The organism is bacterium (genome assembly GCA_035530055.1).
In the GTDB taxonomy this organism is placed as follows: domain Bacteria; phylum UBA6262; class WVXT01; order WVXT01; family WVXT01; genus WVXT01.
In genome coordinates this window covers 36,531-54,242 of the sequence record DATKVN010000010.1, presented here as the reverse complement: position 1 = coordinate 54,242, position 17,712 = coordinate 36,531, and the positions used below count along the sequence as shown (strand labels likewise).

Sequence of the window (17,712 nt, the reverse complement as noted above, 5' to 3'; positions counted from 1 at the left end):
CCTTAACGGCCAGGGTGGCACGAGCCACGGCCAGGGGCGAGGGGGTAAAAGGAGGTTCAATTGGAAATAAGAGAATTTCAGAATCTAATGCACAAACTCTACTATTCCAGAGACAAGAAGAGAGGACTTGCCAGGACTTTTGTCTGGTTTATTGAAGAAGTAGGGGAGTTAGCCAAGCTAATTCGTGAAGGCAAAAAGAGTGATTTTAAGGAAGAAGTAGGAGATGTTTTTGCCTGGTTTTTAAGTTTAGCCAACCTTTTAGATGTGAATGTAGAAAAGGAAATCGAAAAGTATAAAGAAGGCTGTCCCAAGTGCAAAAAAATCCCCTGCCAGTGCACCTACGACACCCCCAGCTTCCAATTTTAATATGGAGTAGCTCCGATCCATCGGAACATTTCACAACCTATGGAGTCCTTGCGAAAGCAAGGGTTATTCAAAAATGTAGCAGCAAAGCGTAAGCTTTGCCTCTCTGTAGGGGACGGATTCTGTGCCGTCCCTTCATTTGGGCGGCCACGGAGTGCCGCCCCTACAATGCAGAGTTGTCGCTCTCGAGCTACAACTTTTTGCTTTCCTCCCTTTCGGGAGGACTCCAAAAACTAAAGCCTGCACAGCTTCCCAGAAAATCAAGCTCCCTCCACTTAAGACCCTCAAAATTAGTATAAATAGTCAAGTAGACAGTTTTAATTGACAAATTTTAGTTCTTTTGCTATTCTATCCTATATCGACGATAGGAGAAACGAATGGGAAAAACTGAAAGGGCTATTCAGCGAGAAGAGAAGATTTATATTCTTCTGATAGCCATTTTTGTCGGTGGCCTGGTCATTGCCGGGGTTCTGGCGAGCAAGATTGTCAATATAGCTGGTCTTATAGTCCCGGGAGGAGTTTTTGCCTACTCCATAACTTTCCCCATTACTGATATAATTTGCGAAGTTTGGGGTAAAAAAAAAGGGAAATATGTGGTCTTTAGTGGGTTCATCACTCTACTGGTCGTCCTGGCACTGATTAGACTTACTCTCATCTTTCCCAAAGCTTCTTTCTGGACTGGAGAAGAGGCCTTCACCAAGATTCTGGGTGGCACCTCGCGGATTATTATCGCTAGTTTTATTGCTTATCTGGTAAGCCAGTACCACGACATCTGGGCATTCCATTTCTGGCGCAAGGTTACCAAAGGAAAGCATCTCTGGCTGAGAAATAATGCTTCAACGTTTGTCTCACAGTTCATCGATACAGTTGTCTTTATTACCATTGCTTTTTATGGTGTAATGCCAGTTTTTACATTAATTAAAGGACAATATATTATCAAACTACTAATTGCGTTATTAGATACACCGATTGTATATTTTGGCGTCTGGTTAATAAGAAGGGGAAAAAAAGATGAAGATAGGCATAGTGGGAGTTCCCCCACAGGAAGTTTTAGATAAATATAGAGGAAACGATTTCATAGACCTGGACACTCTTTTCGATTTTACTGATAACACCAAAGCTGAATCCTACTTACCAAAGATATACTGTGCTACAATTAAAAGCATTATCGCCAATGCTTTGACTATAAAATTAGACCTCATCATTTTCGATAATGGCTATAGCAAGTGTGACAATGGTAGGTTCGTCAGTGAAATTCTTAAGCGTGAGCTTAATGTGCCTATAGTTACCACTCAAAATAATGCTACTCGTAGACATCCCCAGACAGTATGCGAAAGCGACCTGGAATTGAGAAAGAAGTTTGATTTGATAGTGGACAGTGTGGTTAAAGATGTTGATAAGTCAAAGTTGAAGTATGTAAAGCCAAATTATGGTTTCTGGGGAGTCCCTCCCAATGATTTCAGCATACTTGACCTATTTCCTAAAGAGACCCATGTTTTCGGCTGGGCAAGGTGTATGGAAGCAAGAGTTCCCGCAGACCTGGAGTTGGAAATCATGATAAGGGAGGACCTGCCTACGGTATTCTATGCACAGGCTTTCTGCAGCAAGAACTCCTTGGCGAAATATCTGGCAAAAAAGCATAATGGACTTTATGTTGAAGTTGACGATGTTCTCGATAATTCCGTAAAAAGCAAAATCGAAGCTTATCTCTACTTAAATAGGGACAGCGACCATTTTTAAAGGCGGTGCATAAAAAAGGTGACAGGTACATTTTTTGTGGGGGTGGCATTTATGCGACCCGCTGGATGGAGTGAGGCGATATGCTTTTAGGCGATGTGGGAACCAGTTATACCAAGATATTAAACACAGAAAAAGATGAGTATAGAGTTATGAAGACTCTCGACTTGCTTAAGAGTGACATAAGATTCGATATAGCCTGCGGGCATAACGCGAAATTGAAAGCAGATAGAGTGGTCAATGAATTGGTTGCTCTGGAAAAGGGTAGCAGGAGATTGATTGGAAACGGGAATTTTCTGGTGGTGGATGTGGGAAGTAGGGACATCAAATATGTAAAAATGAAAAGTAGTAAATATGAGGAGATGGATTGGAACGCTCTCTGTGGAGCAACTTTAGGATTTTCTATTGAGCTTCTGGAGAACCATTTTAATGTAAAGACATCAGAGATAGAGAAAACTTCTCAGTCCCTGGGAGTGACTTGTGGAGTTTTAGGTATGGCTAAAATTTTCGATAAGATTTCAGAAGGGTATGAGATAAACGATATTCTGGCAAGCTTTGTCAAAGGAATAGCAGAGAACGTCTATAAATTCATAGATGAACCTGAATTTTTCTATTTAAGTGGAGGATTATATAACAACAATTTATTTATCAAAAGTTTTCAGTGCAAGGTTAAACCTTTGGGAAGGTTTGTTCTTTTAGAAGGATTAAGAGAGATTGGGGATAGTGGAGTCAGATAGTATGCGTTTTGGATTTCACATCTGGATCGGTGAAGGATTCTCTAAGGTGCCTGAACTGGCACGCAAGAGAAGAGCCAGGACAATCCAATTCTTTTCTCGCAACCCCAGAACATGGGCGGTTTCTCCTATCCCCGAAGAGGAAGTCAAAAAATTTAAAGTAGGAAAGGATATATCGAAGGAACCCCCTCACCCTGACCCTAAGGGGAGAGAGGACAAAGTGAGTGACTGTTTGTCACAAGGAGAATAAGATGGCTAAAAAAGGAAAGATTGCAATTATTCCAATTAAGGGGATGGTTATTTCTGAGGAAGGCCCTCCTTCGTCTTTCCCTTTCTTGGCTATGACCAGAACAGTATCCTCAGCCGGACTAATTCCATTAATTGAAAGTGTAAAGAAGAATCGCCGGATTAAAGGTTTGATTCTGGAAATAAATTCTCCCGGCGGAAGACCTTTCCCCTGTAAAGAGATTGCAGAATGTATCAAAAGCCTGGGAAAGCCCACGGTAGCCTGGATAAAAGAATATGCTGCTTCTGGTGGCTACTGGATTGCCTCATCTTGCGACAGTATTGTAGCTGACCGCTTAAGTACCCTGGGGAGTATTGGTGTGGCGTCCATTCGACCCGACTTCTCTGAGCTGATGAAAAAGTTCGGGATAGACGTGGAGACAATGGCCTCAGGTGTCTACAAGACATTTGGCATACCTTATAAGAAGTCGACCCCGAAAGAGAAAGAGTTGCTAAAAGAAGAACTCAATACCATTTACAAAAATTTCATAGAAGAAGTCACCAAGAACAGAAAACTAAGCGAGGAAGTAGTAAAAGAAATATCCACTGGAAAGATTTACTTAGGGGAAGAGGCAAAAAAGCTTGGTTTAATAGATTTTCTGGGGGGAAAGACTAAAGCAATAGAACTTATTATGAAAAAGACAGGAATTGAAGTATACAAGATTGTAGATTACGCCAAAAAGATGAGGAGACCTTTAGGTTTTTTGAGGAGAATGTTTGGATAAAAAAAGGGGTAAAAAAGGGGTCAGGCCCCTTTTTTCGGAGTCCTCCCGAAAGGGAGGTTTCTATAATGAACGAGAAGGCATGAAAGGTTTAATTCTGGCTGCTGGTATTGGTAAAAGACTTCGGCCACTGACCAATTCGCTTCCTAAAGCCTTAATCCCTGTAGCAGGAAGACCGATGATTGAGTACAGCCTTAGAGGTTTTGGGAGGGCAGGAATTGGCCAAGTAGGTATTGTTGTCTCGCCTGGCGAGCAGGGAACCGTTTCTGAAAGACTGGGCGACGGGGGACAATGGGACACGCAGCTTACCTACATAGAACAGGAGAAACCATTAGGCACGGGAGATGCACTGGCAAAAGCTCAAGGATTTGTCGGTGAAGACAACTTCTTGTTGGCTTATTGTGACCTTGTTTCCTTTTACGACTTCACAAAACTCATCGAGTCTCATCTAAAATTTCGTCCCCTGGCAACTCTCCTTATCAATAGAGAAGAGAGTCCTGAAACAACAGGTCAGGTAGTTTGGGAAGGAGATCTGATTAAAAAGATAGTGGAGAAGCCAAAGGACAAAATTTCTGATTATGGAATAAGTGGGCTATTAATTATTGAGCCCGATATCTTTAAAGCCATCCCACATATCAAACCGTCAGCAATGGGAGAATACTACATTGGAGATGCCTTACAGTATTTAATAGATAAAAAATTTGAAGTACGTTACCAAAAGATTGATACCTGGCGGGTCAATGTGAACTCTCTTGAAGATATCAAGAAAGCTGAGGCTTTAATTCTAAAGAATCGAAGTCAGAAGGAATTATAAGGTTTCCTGAAAAATTATTTTTTATCTCGTTTTCTATTTCTTCCATTTTAAATTCGATTTCAGTAAAAAAATGGATAGGAACGAGGGTCTTAACTTGAGCTTCCTCGGCAATTTCTCCTAAAGCCAGGGCTGAGGTGTGCATTTCTTCAAGCTCTTTGGCAAAGCGTGATGGACAGGCGCAGTCGTGTATGAGATAATCGGCATCTTTTGCTTCCTCAACAATTGTGCGGCTAAATGCTGTATCTCCTGAGTAGACACAGGTGAGTGGGAGATCTTTAAGATAAATTTTGAGTCCTATAGAATCAGGAGTATGCTTTACTGGAAAAGAGGAGATGAGGGTATTTTCCTTTTGGAAAAAGAGAAAATTATTCTTATCAGTTGGTATGGTCTGGAAAGAAACTTCAGGAAACTTCTCAGGGTCTTCAAGCCGGTGAAAAGAGATAAGTCCTCTGATAAGAAGGAGGCATTCCTGGGTAGCAAAGATATTTATTTTATTTCCTAACCTGTACTGGGAATGTAAGAGAGAAGGTACTCCATAGATATGGTCAACATGAGTATGGGTTAATATGAGGTTAGAAATTTCGCGATAATCGAAACCCAGTTTAGCAAGTTTTGTTACAGGACTTCCGGGACAGTCTATAAGAAATTTCTCTCCGGAATCATCCATAAAAAGCAAGGAAGTATTATCTCTTTGGGCTGAGGCTACTGCCCCAGCAGTACCTAAAAATATTATTTTTGCCATTTTATATCACGGGGATATGATATAGAAAATATTTTCAATTGTCAACAATTTTGTATCCTCTTAGGTAGTCGCAGGCTTTAGCCTGCGCATATTCCACGCAACCTAAAGGTTGCGGCTACCGAATAATAAACCGCTGTTACAGGTTTAGCCAGCATAATCTGGAAAAAAATGAAGAAGAACATTCTCTTCACCGGTAGACCCGGTGTGGGAAAGACCACAGTTATTATGAAATTGATTAGCGGGTTGAAAGAAGTGGGAGGATTCTATACTGAGGAGATTCGCCAGCAAGGGGAGAGGAAAGGATTCAGGATTATTACTCTCAGGGGTAAAAAGGGAATCTTAGCTTATAAAGCTTTAAACAGCCCTTATCGAGTAGGGAAATACGGAGTTAATATTGAAGATTTAGAGAATATTGCCGGGAGGAGCATTTCTCTTGCTGTAAATGATGATAAGAAAAAGATTATCCTCATCGACGAGATTGGAAGGATGGAACTCTATTCTCCTAAATTTCAGGAAGCAGTAATTAAAGCACTCGATAGCTCCAAAAGAGTAATCGGCACACTCCAGGAAAGACACAATAAGTTTATTGATGCCATTAGAAAAAGAGAAGACGTAGAACTCATTGAGGTAACTTTAGAAAATCGAAAGATATTGCCAGAAGAGTTGAAAAAGGAATTCTTGGACGCAGACTAAAGTCTGCTACTCCTTGACGCTCCGATGAATCGGAGCTACCAAATACTAAAAGATGAGAGTTATTGGTTTATTAACAGATTTTGGATTAAATGATAATTTCGTAGGAATTATGAAGGGAGTAATATATCGTATTAATCCCCAGGCAAAAATTGTTGACCTCTGCCACGAAATAGAATCCCACAATATCCACGATGCAGCATTCCTTTTGAAAAGCTCCTACCCATATTTCCCTGAAGGCACGGTCTTCCTCATAGTGGTCGACCCGGGAGTGGGAAGTGAGCGGAAATCTGTAATAGTGGAAACAGAAAAGTATATCTTTGTAGCACCCGATAACGGAGTTCTATCTTTTCTCACAGAAAGAGATATAAAAAGAATTATCCAGATAACCAATGAAGAATATTTTCTGAAACCAGTGTCTCGCACTTTTCATGGCCGGGATATCTTTGCTCCGGTAGCAGCACATCTTTCCAGAGGAAAAAAAATAGAGAAATTTGGCACGGCGATAAAAAAGATAAAAAAACTAAAATTTTCTGAGCCTCAAATAAAAAACAATCGTCTAATGGGTGAGGTTATGTATGTCGACCATTTTGGAAACTTGATTACCAATATTAACCAGGATGCTTTTCTCCGATTCATTGAGGGCAATAAGTTCCAAATAGTCATAGGGAAAGCAAAGATATCAAAAATTAGTTCTTCCTATCAAGAAGAGAAAAAAGGTCTACCCATTGCCATATTTGGCAGTTTCGATAATTTGGAGATTTCGCTTTATGGAGATGATGCCTCACAGCGTTTGAATTTAAATAAAGGCAGTAAAATTTACATAGAGAAAAGAACCACTTAATCATATTGGGGAGGTAGTTAAAATGGAAATTGTGGGAATAATCGCTTTTATAGCCGTTCTCCTTTTAGGGATTATCTCACCCTTTTTCGGACTGCCGGGAACCTTCATTATTGTTGCTGACGCCCTGGTTTATGGATTAATTACCCGTTTTCAAACAATAACAGTCTGGTTCTTACTTCTCCTCCTGGGATTGGCAGTTGTGGGTGAAATTTTCGAATTCTTTTCCAATATCTTTGGGGCAAAGCATTATGGCGCCTCAAGATTGGGTTTGATAGGTGCTTTTTTAGGAGGCATTGTCGGTATTTTTATAGGTAGTTCTTTCCTGCCTATTCTCGGTCCCTTGGTGGGCGGATTAGTAGGTGCATTTGTGGGAGCTTTCCTTTTTGAACTGTTCAAGAAAGAGGGTTCCAAAAGAGCTATTACTGCTGGACTGGGTGCTTTTCTGGGAAGAGTGGCGGCAATTTCAGTAAAAGTATTCATCACTATTATAATGGCTGTCCTTATTTTAACGAAAGTTTTTTAAGGGAAGAAACTATGCTTGAGTATATTGTTCGCAGACTATTGTTCATGATTCCGCTCCTCCTGGGAATTACAATCATTACTTTTGTAGTCGTTCATCTCTCTCCCGGAGGACCTGCCGATATGCTGACTGGACTCAGCCCCAAGGTTAGTGCTGAGGCTAAAGCCCGTCTCCACTCCTTATACGGGTTGGATAAACCGCTCCACGTCCAGTATTGGCTCTGGCTAAGTCGGTTAGTGCGCTTCGATTTTGGAAAGTCTTTTAAAGACGGACGCCTGGTGATTATAAAAATTTTGGAGAGGCTTCCGGCAACTTTATTATTAAACGTCCTTTCCTTACTTCTCATCTTTTTTATTGCCCTGCCCATAGGGGTTATCTCTGCAGTGAGACAAGATTCATTTTTTGACAAGGGGATGACAGTATTTGTTTTCTTGGGTTTCTCCGTGCCTGCTTTCTGGCTCGCCTTGCTTCTAATGGTACTTTTTGGCGTTGTTCTGGGATGGCTTCCCATTTCAGGCATGCATTCCGTTAATTTCCCTTATTTTTCTTTCTGGGGAAAGCTTTGGGACATTATTAAACATTTAATCTTACCTGTTTTTGTTTCTGCTTTTGGCGGACTGGCATATTTATCCAGATATTCGAGAACATCTATGCTAGAGGTACTCCGCCAGGATTATATCCGCACCGCCCGCGCCAAAGGATTGTCCGAGAAGAAAGTGATATATAGACATGCCCTACGTAATGCTCTAATTCCCATTGTTACTCTTTTAGGACTATCACTTCCCGCTTTAATTGGAGGCGGATTTATTTTTGAAACCATTTTCGCCTGGCCGGGAATGGGACGCCTCGGTTATCAGGCGATTATGGCCAGAGACTATCCGGTAATTATGGGTGTGGGAGTTATTGCTGCTCTTCTCACTCTATTGGGCAATCTAATCGCCGATATAACTTATGCTTTTATCGACCCCCGCATTAGATATCGATAAAAAGAGGTCTCTGAAAAGGAAAATAGATGTGGAAGATTTTCTGGAAAAGATTTAGAAGGAATAAGTTGGCTATGTTGGGAGCTCTCATTATTTTCTCCTTAGCACTGGTAGCAGTTATTGCTCCTCTCATTGCCCCTTTCAGTCCTCACCAGCAGGATATTCTTCACAGGTTAGAGCCACCTTCTACTAAACATCCTTTAGGAACCGATGATCTGGGAAGAGACCTTCTCTCCAGAGTAATCTACGGGACTCGAATTTCACTTCTTGTGGGATTTGTAGCAATAGGAATTGCCATTATAATCGGAAGTATTCTCGGGCTTCTCTCTGGATACTTTGGAGGCTGGCTCGATGCTGTAATTATGAGATTTGTAGACATAATGCTCTGCTTTCCCACATTCTTTTTAATCTTGATGGTAATCGCCTTCCTTGAGCCTAATATCTGGACTGTAATGGTAGTTATCGGGTTGACAGGATGGCCTGGTTTAACCAGACTCGTCAGAGGTGAATGTCTTTCAATAAGGGAGAGAGAGTTCGTTCAGGCAGCCAAGGTATTAGGTTTGTCAAACATAAGAGTGATGTTTGTTCATCTATTGCCCAATGTAATGGCCCCCATTCTGGTTACAGCCACACTAGGGATTGGCGGAGCAATTTTGACTGAATCGGCTTTGTCCTTTCTTGGTCTGGGCGTCCAGCCGCCAACTCCCAGTTGGGGTAATATTTTAACTGCAGGCAAAGATTATATTACTGTGGCGTGGTGGCTTTCTCTCTACCCCGGCCTGGCAATTCTTATCACCGTTCTGGCTTATAACCTCCTTGGCGAAGGATTGCGCGATGTCTTCGACCCCAGAATGATGGCAGAATAGGTAAAGATTTCGCTTTACACTCCAAAATTATTTAGTCCTTTGGAGTGTCAAACGAAAGTTTGACCCTTAAACAGAAGGATGTCTGAATAGGAAAAAATAGCAATGGAAAAAATTTTAGAAGTCAAAAATCTTTCCGTTGAGTTTTATAAAGGAGGAAAAGTTATCCAGGCACTGAGAGATACTTCGCTCACTCTGAAAAGGAACGAAGTCTTAAGTATAGTTGGTGAATCTGGCTGCGGAAAGAGCACGCTTGCTCTGTCCATACTGAAATTAATTCCGGAAAAGGAGGGTAGGGTTATCTCGGGCGAAATCCTTTTTAAGGGAGAAGACCTCCTGAGGTTATCCGACGAGAAATTACTCCAGATAAGAGGAGATAGAATCTCTATCATTTTTCAAGACCCCTTTACTTCTCTTAATCCCGTATTCAAAATAAGTAAGCAGATTGCTGAATCTCTCATTCTTCACAAGAAAGAGAACTTGTCTACTCATCAAATGGAAAAAGAGATAATCGAACTCCTTGAGCTGGTTAAGCTACCCAAGCCAAAAGATACGATGTTGTCCTATCCGCATCAGCTAAGTGGAGGAATGCAACAGAGAGTAATGATTGCCATAGCTCTCTCTTCCAATCCAGAAATTTTAATTGCTGATGAACCAACCACAGCGCTCGATGTCACTATTCAAAAAGAGATACTAAACCTTCTAACTGAACTACAAAAGAAACTGGGACTTTCGGTAGTCTTGATCACTCACGATTTTGGCATAGTTGCCCAGACCTGTCAAAGGGTCTCAGTTATGTATGCAGGAATCATAGTTGAGGAAGCGTCAACTTCTGAAATTTTTCATAATCCTCTACATCCTTACACTAAAGGGCTTTTAGAGTCTCTTCCTTCAAGAGAAGAACTGCCAAGTTCTTCCCAGGGTAAGAAGAGAAGACTCAAAGCAATCCCCGGACAAGTCCCTGACCCCAGTAATTTACCTTCAGGGTGCAAATTTAATCCCAGATGTCCAAAAGTTATTGAGGACTGTAAACCCGAGGAGCCAAGACTCAGGGAGATAGTCAAAAATCACTGGGTAAGGTGTATTCGTGCCGTCTATTAGACGGCACCGTAAACGGTGCCCGACCAGCTTAGCGGGCGGTTTTCCCGGTCCCGTCCCGGTCTCGGGACGGGTAGGGTGAAGGAGTTATGTTAAAAGTTGATAATCTGAAAAAGTATTTCCCTGTAGAGCGAGGAGTGTTCAGGAGAGTTATCGATTACGTACGAGCTGTTGATGGTATCTCCTTTGAAATCAAAAAAGGAGAAGTCTTTGCCCTGGTAGGGGAATCCGGCTGTGGCAAAACCACCACAGCAAAGATGATTGTGGGGCTATTTGAACCCACAGATGGGGAAATTTTTTTCCACGGCAAAGATATCTCTTTACTGAAAAGAAAAGAGCTGGCTCGAAAAATACAGATAATCTTCCAGGATCCCTTTGCCAGTCTCAATCCCAGGCTCACAATAGGAACTATTGTTGGAGAAGCAGTTAAACATAGATTAGAAGCTACTGACGAGAAAGTAAAAAATAAGAAAATAAAAAAGGAAACAAGAGAACTTTTAAATCGAGTGGGATTGCCAGTTAATATTTTAAATGAGTATCCCCATCAGTTCAGTGGAGGTCAAAGACAGAGAATCGGCATTGCCAGGGCACTGGCTATGCAACCGGAATTGATTGTCGCAGATGAGCCCGTATCTTCTTTGGATATTTCTGTTCAGGCTCAGATTCTAAATCTTTTGCTCGATTTGAGGGATTCTCTGGAATTATCTTATCTTCTTATCGCTCATGATTTGAACGTCGTGCGGTTTTTAGCTGACAGGGTAGCGGTAATGTACCAGGGAAAAATTGTAGAAAGGGGTTCTGTCAGGAATGTATATGAAGACCCCCTTCATCCCTATACAAAAAAGTTGCTTGAAGCAATTCCCACTCTGGAGACTGAGACCATAAAATAAAGAGGAGGGATAAGAGATGGCACCAAAGGAAAAAGATAGAAGGAAGAAGATTGAGAGATTGTCCCGTAAGGAGAGATTGGGAAGAGGGTTACTTAAGATTGGTGAGATAGCCAATCTGGCAGGAGTAACTACTTCTCTCGTAAGGTATTACACCGACATCGGCTTATTAAAGGTAGCCAGCTATACCAAGGGTGGCTATAGGCTCTACGACAGGGAAGAGACTATAAGGATTATTCGACACGTAAAACCATCTATGGAGAGACGACGCACCTTAAAAGAAATCAAAGAAAATTTAGAAAAAGGCTCAAAGAAATAGGAGCCCTATCAAAATCGGAGTTTGGAGTCCTCCCGAAAGGGAGGGAGGAAAAAACCTTGCTCTCGCAAGGAATCCAGAATTTGTGGAGTCCTCCCGAAAGGGAGGTTCGGGCGACCACAAGGGTCGCCCCTACGCGATTCGCAAGGAGTCCAGAATTTTCAGAGACCTTCTAACGCATGCACTGAAATGGAAAAATTGCTGAAACTGATATTAAATTTTGCAAATAAATCTAACAGAAAAATATTTCTGGTGGGTGGTTCCCTAAGAGATTTACTATTGGGAAGGGAGACCGGGGATTTTGATTTTGTTCCTGAAGGAGATGCTGAGAAGTTCGCCAGGAATTTCGCCAGTGAAGTGAGCGGCAGTTTTGTTCTTCTGGATGAGAAAAACAGGATTTATCGGGTAGTAAAACAGAAAATATCCAAGAAGAAAGATAAACAGATATTCAATTTAGACTTCTCTCAAATGCGCGGAAAAGAAATAAAAGAAGACCTTTTACTAAGAGATTTCACCATCGATGCAATGGCTGTGAGATTAGACCAAATAGAAGGAAGCCTCAAAACCTTAAAACGGGCGAAACTCCTGTCCAGGTTAATTATAGACCCTTCTGGCGGGATAGGAGATTTGAAAAAGAGAATAGTAAGGAGAACTTCTCGCAAAATTTTTGACGATGACCCCTTGAGATTACTCCGCGGATATCGCCTGGCAGCCACCTTGGAATTTGCTATAGAGAAAAAAACAGAGGATGAAATTAAAAAGAAGGTCGATTTAATTAAAAGCGTAGCCAGAGAGAGAATAAGAGACGAATTGTTCAAGATTCTCTTTGCACCTCAAGGTTATCGATATCTTCAAAGACTGCACAGAATAGGACTTTTGAACAGAATCATTCCTGAAATAAAAATAATGAAGGAGAAACCTGGAAATTATTACCACCGGGAAGGGCTGTGGGGACATTCCCTGGAGACTCTCAAATCCTTGGAAGAGATTTTTGCTAACCTGGTCAAGCTCTTTCCCCGGATGTCTAGCAAGATAATGGCTCATCTCGATGAGAAAATATTTGGTGAAGTAGAAAGAAAATCTCTTTTAAAGTGGGCAGCAATTTTTCACGACATCGGTAAGCCAAAAACAGTAAGGAGGGAAGAGGGAAGGGTTCGGTTTTTTGGTCACGATGAAAAGGGAGCCTCACTGGTTATGGAAATTATGCAGAGGCTTAAATTCAGTAATAAGGCAATCAAAATTGTAGAGAAGACGGTTAAGCACCATATGCGTCCCGGTAACTTGAATGAAGCTCCTCGGTTGACCGATAGAGCAATCCATCGCTTTTTTAGAGACCTTTCTGAAGAAGGAGTGGACACTCTTCTTCTCTCTCTGGCAGACCGCTATTCTTATCGAAAGATTCTACCTGAGCGAGATAAAAAGTTTGCCATAGAAATAAGTCGAAAGTCCATAAGGAAACATGAACAGACTGTTAGAAAAATGTTAAACAAGTACTACTACCATAAAGAACGAATCTTGCCTAAACCTCTTGTTCGAGGAGATGAGATTATGAAAAGTTTCAATCTTCCTCAAGGTCCTTTGATTGGCAAGTTATTGAAAAGAGTAGCAGAAATCCAGGCGGGAGGAAAATTAAAAAATAAAGAGGAAGCTCTCCAGTTTTTGAAGAAGACATTAAAAGAGGAGAAGTTGTGAAATTATCAGTTATCATGCCAGTTTTTAATGAAGAAAGTACGATACTAAACATCATCGACAAAGTAAAAAAAGTAAATATTGATAAGCAAATTGTTATAGTTGATGACGGTTCCACTGACAGGACGAGAGAGATATTGGAAAAATTGAGGGATGAAAATATAAGAGTAATTTACCATACGAAAAACCAGGGAAAGGGAAGCGCAATAAGGACAGCGATTCCCTACCTTGAGGGAGAGGTAACAATCATACAGGATGCTGATTTAGAATATGACCCCGAAGAGTACCATAAATTGATGAGACCAATTCTGGATAGAAAAGCCAAGATTATTTATGGTTCCAGATTTCTACAATTTAACAAACCTATTTACTTGCGTTACCTTTTAGGCAACAAGTTTTTGACCTGGTTAGTCAATATATTATACCGTTCCAGGATCACCGATTCATATACCTGCTATAAGGCCTTTGAAACTGGCGTTCTAAAAAATTTGACATTGCAAGCAAAAAGGTTTGAATTTGAAGCCGAAGTTACAGTTAAATTGCTGAAGAAAGGTTACGAGATTCATGAAATCCCCATATCATATTCTCCCAGAACATTAAAAGAGGGAAAGAAAATCAACTGGAAAGATGCTCTTTCAGGCATTTTAACTATACTTAAATATAAATTCAGCAAATGAGGGTTCTAACCATTTACTTGACAAAAGGGTCTTTTTGGAATAAAATTTTCTTAATCAAAGCGGGCGTAATTCAGCGGTAGAATGCAACCTTCCCAAGGTTGACGTCGTGGGTTCGAGTCCCATCGCCCGCTCCAGTAATTTTTAAATTTTTCTGGATTCCTCCCGAAGAAAGTCTGGGTATGGAGTCCTCCCGAGAGGGAGGAAGATAGTTATTCCCCCGATGAAATCGGCAGGACTCCAGCATCTACTTATTAATGGAGCATATTTTGAAAAATCTATACGTAGACTTGCATATACATAGCACATTTTCTGACGGGGCTTTTACTCCGGAAGAAATTGTTAAGCATGCCAGCAAGGCGGGTTTGGCCGCCATATCTATTACTGACCACGACAATACTGATGCTACCCCCTCGGCTATTAAGGCGGGAAAAAAATTGGGAGTAGAAATCGTTCCTGGAGTGGAACTAAGCGTCGAGCCGGAGTCTTCTCGAGATGAAGAGATACACATTCTGGGATACTATATCGATTGGCAAGATGAGAATTTTCAGGAGAAACTCCGCAATTTCAGGGAAGCACGCCGCAAGAGAGCCTACGAGATTTTAGAAAAACTGGACCATCTGGGAGTTAAGATTGATCCCCAACAATTATTTGAGTTCGCTGGCAAAGGTTCTGTTGGTAGAATGCATGTGGCGAAAGTTTTAAAAGAAGAAGGATTTGTTAACTATCTCCAGGAAGCTTTCGACCGCTATTTAGCTTATGGCAAACCAGCCTACGTTCCTAAGTTAAGATTGCCCTCTCAAGAAGCACTCGACCTGATCTCCCGGCTTGGAGGAATCTCTGTTATCGCCCATCCTCTATATGGAGGAAACAGCAAGGAAATAATTCAAAAACTCAAAGGTTTTGGATTAGATGGAATTGAAGGTTACTATACTAAGCATTCTTCTGAAGATGTAAAGAGATTTCGGAGTTGGGCTAAGGCGTTTGGTCTTCTAATTACTGGAGGCTCCGATTGTCACGGAGAGATATTGGATGAGGAAATTCTGATAGGAAATCAGGAAATTCCCTATGATGTTCTATCACAGTTAAAAGAATATAGGAAGACGAAATTAGGAAAGTGCTTGACAGAGGAAGAGCATATATAGTAGAATAAATTAAATATTTTTTATGTAAATAGGGGAAGTCCGTGAAAACCGGACACTGCCCCGCAACGGTGAGCTTCTTAACAGAAGCAAGTCCGAGAACCTGTTTGCAATATAGTGCCTTCGCGGGAGGGTTGGCCGAATTCATAAGGCTTCAGTCCCAACTTTCAAGTGAAGGTTGGGTTTTTTAATTTTTGGAGAAATGTATATGGGAAAGTTAATCCTTATCTTAGGTGGAGCACGCAGTGGGAAGAGCAGTTTCGCTGTTACCCAGGCCAAGAAGTTATCGTCTGGACAATCTGGGGTAGTTTATGTCGCCACTGCTTTTGCCCTCGATGAAGAGATGAAAAAAAGAATAGAGAGACACAAGAAAAGACGCCCCGCTTCTTGGAAAACTATAGAAGAAAGAAAAGATATATCAAAAATTTTGGCTAAATTAGGGAAAGCCAGTATAGTGATAGTCGATTGTTTAACTATCTTGATTTCAAATCTTCTCCTTTCCGGAGAAAAAGAAGCAGCAACTTTGAAGAAAATTAAAGAGTTCTTCAGGACTCTCAAGAAGAGAAACCTTACCACTCTAATAGTTTCTAACGAGGTAGGGATGGGAATTGTTCCAGAAAATAGATTAGGCCGTAATTTTAGGGATATCGCCGGGCAAACCAACCAGGTAGTTGCTAAGCTGGCAGACGAAGTATACTTGCTGGAGGCAGGGATTCCCGTTAAGATAAAGGGGTAAAAATGGAAAGAATTCGAAAAGTTATTGAAAAGATTGAGCCAATCGACCAACAAATGATGGAAAAAACGCAAAAGAGATTAGACTTTCTCACCAAACCCAGAGGGAGTTTAGGAAGACTGGAAGAGCTGGCAAAAATTGTGGTGGGAATCAAGAGAGAAGATAGTCCCAATTTGAAGAATAAAGTGATATTTACTTTAGCCGGAGACCATGGAATCGCAAAAGAAGGAGTAAGTGTCTTTCCTCAGGAAGTCACCAGCCAGATGGTTTACAACTTTTTACAGGGAGGAGCAGGAATTAACGTTCTCGCTCGCCACATAGGCGCAAGAGTGGTAGTAGTCGATATGGGAGTTGCCTGCGACTTAAAACCCCACCCCAATCTTATAATCAGAAAAATAAATTATGGAACTAAAAACATAGTAAAAGAACCGGCAATGAGCCGGGAAGAAGCAATAAGGTCAATTAATGAAGGAATCGAAATTGTGGAAGAAGAACTGGAAAGAGGCATAGATATTATTGGCACAGGAGATATGGGAATTGGGAATACCACCCCATCCAGCGCAATTCTCGCAGCTATAACCAAGACATCTGCAGAAGAAATTACCGGCAGGGGGACAGGAATAGATGACTTTAAACTTAAGCGTAAAATAGATGTTATTAAGAAGGCATTAGAAACCAATAGACCAGACCCCAATGACCCGATCGATATTCTATCCAAAGTGGGAGGGTTTGAAATCGGAGGACTACTGGGAATTATGCTTGCCGGTGCTTCTCACAGGATTCCTGTGGTTATCGACGGATTCATCTCCGGGGCAGCAGCTCTTCTGGCAATAGAGATAGAACCGAAAGTTAAGAGTTACTTGATTCCCTCACATTGTTCAGCAGAAGCTGGCCATAAGCGAATGTTGAGCTTTTTAGGTTTAAAACCCCTACTCGACTTAGACCTCAGACTTGGTGAAGGTACTGGAGCAGCCCTGGGCATAAATATGGTAGATGCAGGTATAAAGATATTGACTCAGATGGCAACCTTCCCCGATGCAGGAGTTTCCGAAGGATTATGAAATCAATGGTGGCAGCAATTCAGTTTTTAACTATCTTTAGCTCTGGCAAAAGAGGTAAAGTTACCAGCAATTATCTATCCAGGTCTTTATTCTACTTCCCTTTTGTTGGTCTTTTGATTGGTGGTTGTCTTGTGGGGCTTAACTTCGTGCTTTCAAAACATTTGAACCATTCAGTAGTTAATTTATCTATTATTCTTCTTTTAGTTATTCTCACCGGCGCGCTCCATCTGGATGGTTTCGCCGATACAGTAGACGGATTCTACGCAGGCAAGGATAGACAAGAGATACTGAAGATAATGGGAGATAGTCATATCGGCACAATGGGCGCAATAGCACTGATTATTCTGATTCTTTTTAAATTTGCTCTTCTTGAGGGAATTCCCGAAGTAATTAAATACAAAGCTTTGCTGTTGATGCCTCTATCCAGCAGATGGGCAATGGCAATCTCCGGCTCCCTCTCTAAAGGAGCAAAGAGTGAAGGTCTGGGAAAGTTCTTCTGTAAACCGGTAAGATTGAGAGAATGGTTGGGGGCAACACTGTTTACATTAATAGTAGCGTTTCTGATTTTGAAAACTCAATTGCCACTCTTTATTTTGAGTATATTTCTATTTACTCTTATCTTAACAAGGTATATCACCAGGAAAATTGGAGGTATGACTGGAGATACCTTCGGCGCAATAAACGAATTAACCGAAGTCTTCAGCCTCCTAATTTTCTCGCTTATTAGTTTATAATGGTTTTTGTAGTGTAGGGCTTTATGCCCGTAAACATTACGCCCATAAAGGGCTACACTACAATTATATTACGATTACGAC

Annotated in this window: 22 protein-coding genes, 1 tRNA gene and 1 riboswitch; of the genes, 22 read left to right on the top strand and 1 reads right to left on the bottom strand. The window is 41.2% G+C overall.

The features are described 5' to 3' along the window. Positions 1-60: 60 nt before the first annotated feature. The 7 genes from VMW39_01410 to VMW39_01380 all read left to right on the top strand — a co-directional run bounded on the left by VMW39_01410 (position 61) and on the right by VMW39_01380 (position 4,655). Positions 61-366, top strand: coding sequence for a MazG nucleotide pyrophosphohydrolase domain-containing protein (locus VMW39_01410; GenBank protein HUW22678.1), 306 nt, complete (start codon positions 61-63; stop codon positions 364-366). Positions 367-740: 374 nt separating this feature from the next. Beyond that, complete coding sequence (locus tag VMW39_01405; protein ID HUW22677.1) at positions 741-1,421, top strand: queuosine precursor transporter; 681 nt, start codon at positions 741-743, stop codon at positions 1,419-1,421. After that, positions 1,375-2,103, top strand: coding sequence for a hypothetical protein (locus VMW39_01400; protein HUW22676.1), 729 nt, complete (start codon positions 1,375-1,377; stop codon positions 2,101-2,103). Before VMW39_01405 ends, VMW39_01400 begins: the two co-directional genes overlap by 47 nt. 80 nt (positions 2,104-2,183) lie before the next feature. Further along, positions 2,184-2,837, top strand: coding sequence for an ATPase (locus VMW39_01395; GenBank protein ID HUW22675.1), 654 nt, complete (start codon positions 2,184-2,186; stop codon positions 2,835-2,837). Position 2,838: 1 nt separating this feature from the next. Beyond that, entirely contained in the window at positions 2,839-3,084 is a 246-nt protein-coding gene (locus VMW39_01390; GenBank protein ID HUW22674.1) for a hypothetical protein, read from the top strand. A 1-nt stretch (position 3,085) separates the two neighbouring features. After that, the gene (gene sppA, locus VMW39_01385; protein HUW22673.1) at positions 3,086-3,844 is read left to right on the top strand and encodes a signal peptide peptidase SppA; all 759 of its coding nucleotides are present in this window, start codon (positions 3,086-3,088) and stop codon (positions 3,842-3,844) included. Positions 3,845-3,923: 79 nt separating this feature from the next. Beyond that, positions 3,924-4,655 (top strand): sugar phosphate nucleotidyltransferase, encoded by a 732-nt coding sequence (locus tag VMW39_01380; protein ID HUW22672.1) that lies wholly within the window; start codon positions 3,924-3,926, stop codon positions 4,653-4,655. On the opposite strand, the gene VMW39_01375 is transcribed toward VMW39_01380, so the two are convergent. Beyond that, complete coding sequence (locus VMW39_01375) at positions 4,603-5,397, bottom strand: ribonuclease Z (GenBank protein HUW22671.1); 795 nt, start codon at positions 5,395-5,397, stop codon at positions 4,603-4,605. The genes VMW39_01380 and VMW39_01375 overlap by 53 nt on opposite strands. Before the next feature lie 168 nt (positions 5,398-5,565). Here VMW39_01375 and VMW39_01370 point away from each other — a divergent pair, with 168 nt between their 5' ends. The 15 genes from VMW39_01370 (at position 5,566) to cobS (ending at position 17,631) form a co-directional block, all read left to right on the top strand. Further along, the gene (locus tag VMW39_01370; protein ID HUW22670.1) at positions 5,566-6,090 is read left to right on the top strand and encodes an NTPase; all 525 of its coding nucleotides are present in this window, start codon (positions 5,566-5,568) and stop codon (positions 6,088-6,090) included. Between the two features lie 52 nt (positions 6,091-6,142). Further along, positions 6,143-6,931 carry an SAM-dependent chlorinase/fluorinase gene (locus VMW39_01365; GenBank protein HUW22669.1) on the top strand — a complete coding sequence of 263 codons (789 nt, stop codon included), beginning with the start codon at positions 6,143-6,145 and terminating at the stop codon, positions 6,929-6,931. Positions 6,932-6,953: 22 nt separating this feature from the next. Continuing rightward, positions 6,954-7,454 (top strand): DUF456 domain-containing protein, encoded by a 501-nt coding sequence (locus tag VMW39_01360; GenBank protein HUW22668.1) that lies wholly within the window; start codon positions 6,954-6,956, stop codon positions 7,452-7,454. An 11-nt stretch (positions 7,455-7,465) separates the two neighbouring features. Further along, the gene (locus tag VMW39_01355; protein HUW22667.1) at positions 7,466-8,437 is read left to right on the top strand and encodes an ABC transporter permease; all 972 of its coding nucleotides are present in this window, start codon (positions 7,466-7,468) and stop codon (positions 8,435-8,437) included. A gap of 26 nt (positions 8,438-8,463) precedes the next feature. Continuing rightward, entirely contained in the window at positions 8,464-9,300 is an 837-nt protein-coding gene (gene opp4C / locus VMW39_01350) for an oligopeptide ABC transporter permease (protein ID HUW22666.1), read from the top strand. Positions 9,301-9,402: 102 nt separating this feature from the next. Then, positions 9,403-10,398 (top strand): ABC transporter ATP-binding protein, encoded by a 996-nt coding sequence (locus VMW39_01345; protein ID HUW22665.1) that lies wholly within the window; start codon positions 9,403-9,405, stop codon positions 10,396-10,398. 86 nt (positions 10,399-10,484) lie between these two features. Next, positions 10,485-11,285, top strand: coding sequence for an ATP-binding cassette domain-containing protein (locus VMW39_01340; GenBank protein HUW22664.1), 801 nt, complete (start codon positions 10,485-10,487; stop codon positions 11,283-11,285). A gap of 16 nt (positions 11,286-11,301) precedes the next feature. Continuing rightward, positions 11,302-11,601 (top strand): MerR family transcriptional regulator, encoded by a 300-nt coding sequence (locus tag VMW39_01335; GenBank protein HUW22663.1) that lies wholly within the window; start codon positions 11,302-11,304, stop codon positions 11,599-11,601. A 186-nt stretch (positions 11,602-11,787) separates the two neighbouring features. Next, positions 11,788-13,290 (top strand): HDIG domain-containing protein, encoded by a 1,503-nt coding sequence (locus tag VMW39_01330; GenBank protein ID HUW22662.1) that lies wholly within the window; start codon positions 11,788-11,790, stop codon positions 13,288-13,290. Continuing rightward, a complete protein-coding gene (locus VMW39_01325; protein HUW22661.1) occupies positions 13,287-13,964 on the top strand; it encodes a glycosyltransferase family 2 protein in 678 nt (225 codons plus the stop codon). The genes VMW39_01330 and VMW39_01325 overlap by 4 nt, the downstream gene beginning before the upstream one ends. Before the next feature lie 59 nt (positions 13,965-14,023). Continuing rightward, positions 14,024-14,098 (top strand) — tRNA-Gly (locus tag VMW39_01320). A 132-nt stretch (positions 14,099-14,230) separates the two neighbouring features. Beyond that, positions 14,231-15,106: a PHP domain-containing protein gene (locus tag VMW39_01315; GenBank protein HUW22660.1), complete on the top strand. Its 876-nt coding sequence runs from the start codon at positions 14,231-14,233 to the stop codon at positions 15,104-15,106. Further along, positions 15,101-15,229, top strand: a riboswitch (cobalamin riboswitch). It overlaps the preceding gene by 6 nt. 82 nt (positions 15,230-15,311) lie before the next feature. Then, positions 15,312-15,839, top strand: a complete 528-nt coding sequence (gene cobU, locus VMW39_01310) for a bifunctional adenosylcobinamide kinase/adenosylcobinamide-phosphate guanylyltransferase (GenBank protein HUW22659.1) — start codon at positions 15,312-15,314, stop codon at positions 15,837-15,839. A gap of 2 nt (positions 15,840-15,841) precedes the next feature. After that, entirely contained in the window at positions 15,842-16,897 is a 1,056-nt protein-coding gene (gene cobT, locus VMW39_01305) for a nicotinate-nucleotide--dimethylbenzimidazole phosphoribosyltransferase (protein HUW22658.1), read from the top strand. After that, entirely contained in the window at positions 16,894-17,631 is a 738-nt protein-coding gene (gene cobS / locus VMW39_01300) for an adenosylcobinamide-GDP ribazoletransferase (GenBank protein ID HUW22657.1), read from the top strand. Before cobT ends, cobS begins: the two co-directional genes overlap by 4 nt. Positions 17,632-17,712: the final 81 nt, after the last annotated feature.

Excerpts from the sequence above, each read along its gene's own strand:
- VMW39_01405 (HUW22677.1), top strand. The coding sequence starts at position 741 with ATGGGAAAAACTGAAAGGGCTATTCAGCGAGAAGAGAAGATTTATATT.
- VMW39_01400 (HUW22676.1), top strand. The coding sequence starts at position 1,375 with ATGAAGATAGGCATAGTGGGAGTTCCCCCACAGGAAGTTTTAGATAAA.
- VMW39_01395 (HUW22675.1), top strand. The coding sequence starts at position 2,184 with ATGCTTTTAGGCGATGTGGGAACCAGTTATACCAAGATATTAAACACA.
- VMW39_01390 (HUW22674.1), top strand. The coding sequence starts at position 2,839 with ATGCGTTTTGGATTTCACATCTGGATCGGTGAAGGATTCTCTAAGGTG.
- sppA (HUW22673.1), top strand. The coding sequence starts at position 3,086 with ATGGCTAAAAAAGGAAAGATTGCAATTATTCCAATTAAGGGGATGGTT.
- VMW39_01380 (HUW22672.1), top strand. The coding sequence starts at position 3,924 with ATGAAAGGTTTAATTCTGGCTGCTGGTATTGGTAAAAGACTTCGGCCA.
- VMW39_01375 (HUW22671.1), bottom strand. The coding sequence starts at position 5,397 with ATGGCAAAAATAATATTTTTAGGTACTGCTGGGGCAGTAGCCTCAGCC.
- VMW39_01370 (HUW22670.1), top strand. The coding sequence starts at position 5,566 with ATGAAGAAGAACATTCTCTTCACCGGTAGACCCGGTGTGGGAAAGACC.
- VMW39_01365 (HUW22669.1), top strand. The coding sequence starts at position 6,143 with ATGAGAGTTATTGGTTTATTAACAGATTTTGGATTAAATGATAATTTC.
- VMW39_01360 (HUW22668.1), top strand. The coding sequence starts at position 6,954 with ATGGAAATTGTGGGAATAATCGCTTTTATAGCCGTTCTCCTTTTAGGG.
- VMW39_01355 (HUW22667.1), top strand. The coding sequence starts at position 7,466 with ATGCTTGAGTATATTGTTCGCAGACTATTGTTCATGATTCCGCTCCTC.
- opp4C (HUW22666.1), top strand. The coding sequence starts at position 8,464 with ATGTGGAAGATTTTCTGGAAAAGATTTAGAAGGAATAAGTTGGCTATG.
- VMW39_01345 (HUW22665.1), top strand. The coding sequence starts at position 9,403 with ATGGAAAAAATTTTAGAAGTCAAAAATCTTTCCGTTGAGTTTTATAAA.
- VMW39_01340 (HUW22664.1), top strand. The coding sequence starts at position 10,485 with ATGTTAAAAGTTGATAATCTGAAAAAGTATTTCCCTGTAGAGCGAGGA.
- VMW39_01335 (HUW22663.1), top strand. The coding sequence starts at position 11,302 with ATGGCACCAAAGGAAAAAGATAGAAGGAAGAAGATTGAGAGATTGTCC.
- VMW39_01330 (HUW22662.1), top strand. The coding sequence starts at position 11,788 with ATGGAAAAATTGCTGAAACTGATATTAAATTTTGCAAATAAATCTAAC.
- cobU (HUW22659.1), top strand. The coding sequence starts at position 15,312 with ATGGGAAAGTTAATCCTTATCTTAGGTGGAGCACGCAGTGGGAAGAGC.
- cobT (HUW22658.1), top strand. The coding sequence starts at position 15,842 with ATGGAAAGAATTCGAAAAGTTATTGAAAAGATTGAGCCAATCGACCAA.
- cobS (HUW22657.1), top strand. The coding sequence starts at position 16,894 with ATGAAATCAATGGTGGCAGCAATTCAGTTTTTAACTATCTTTAGCTCT.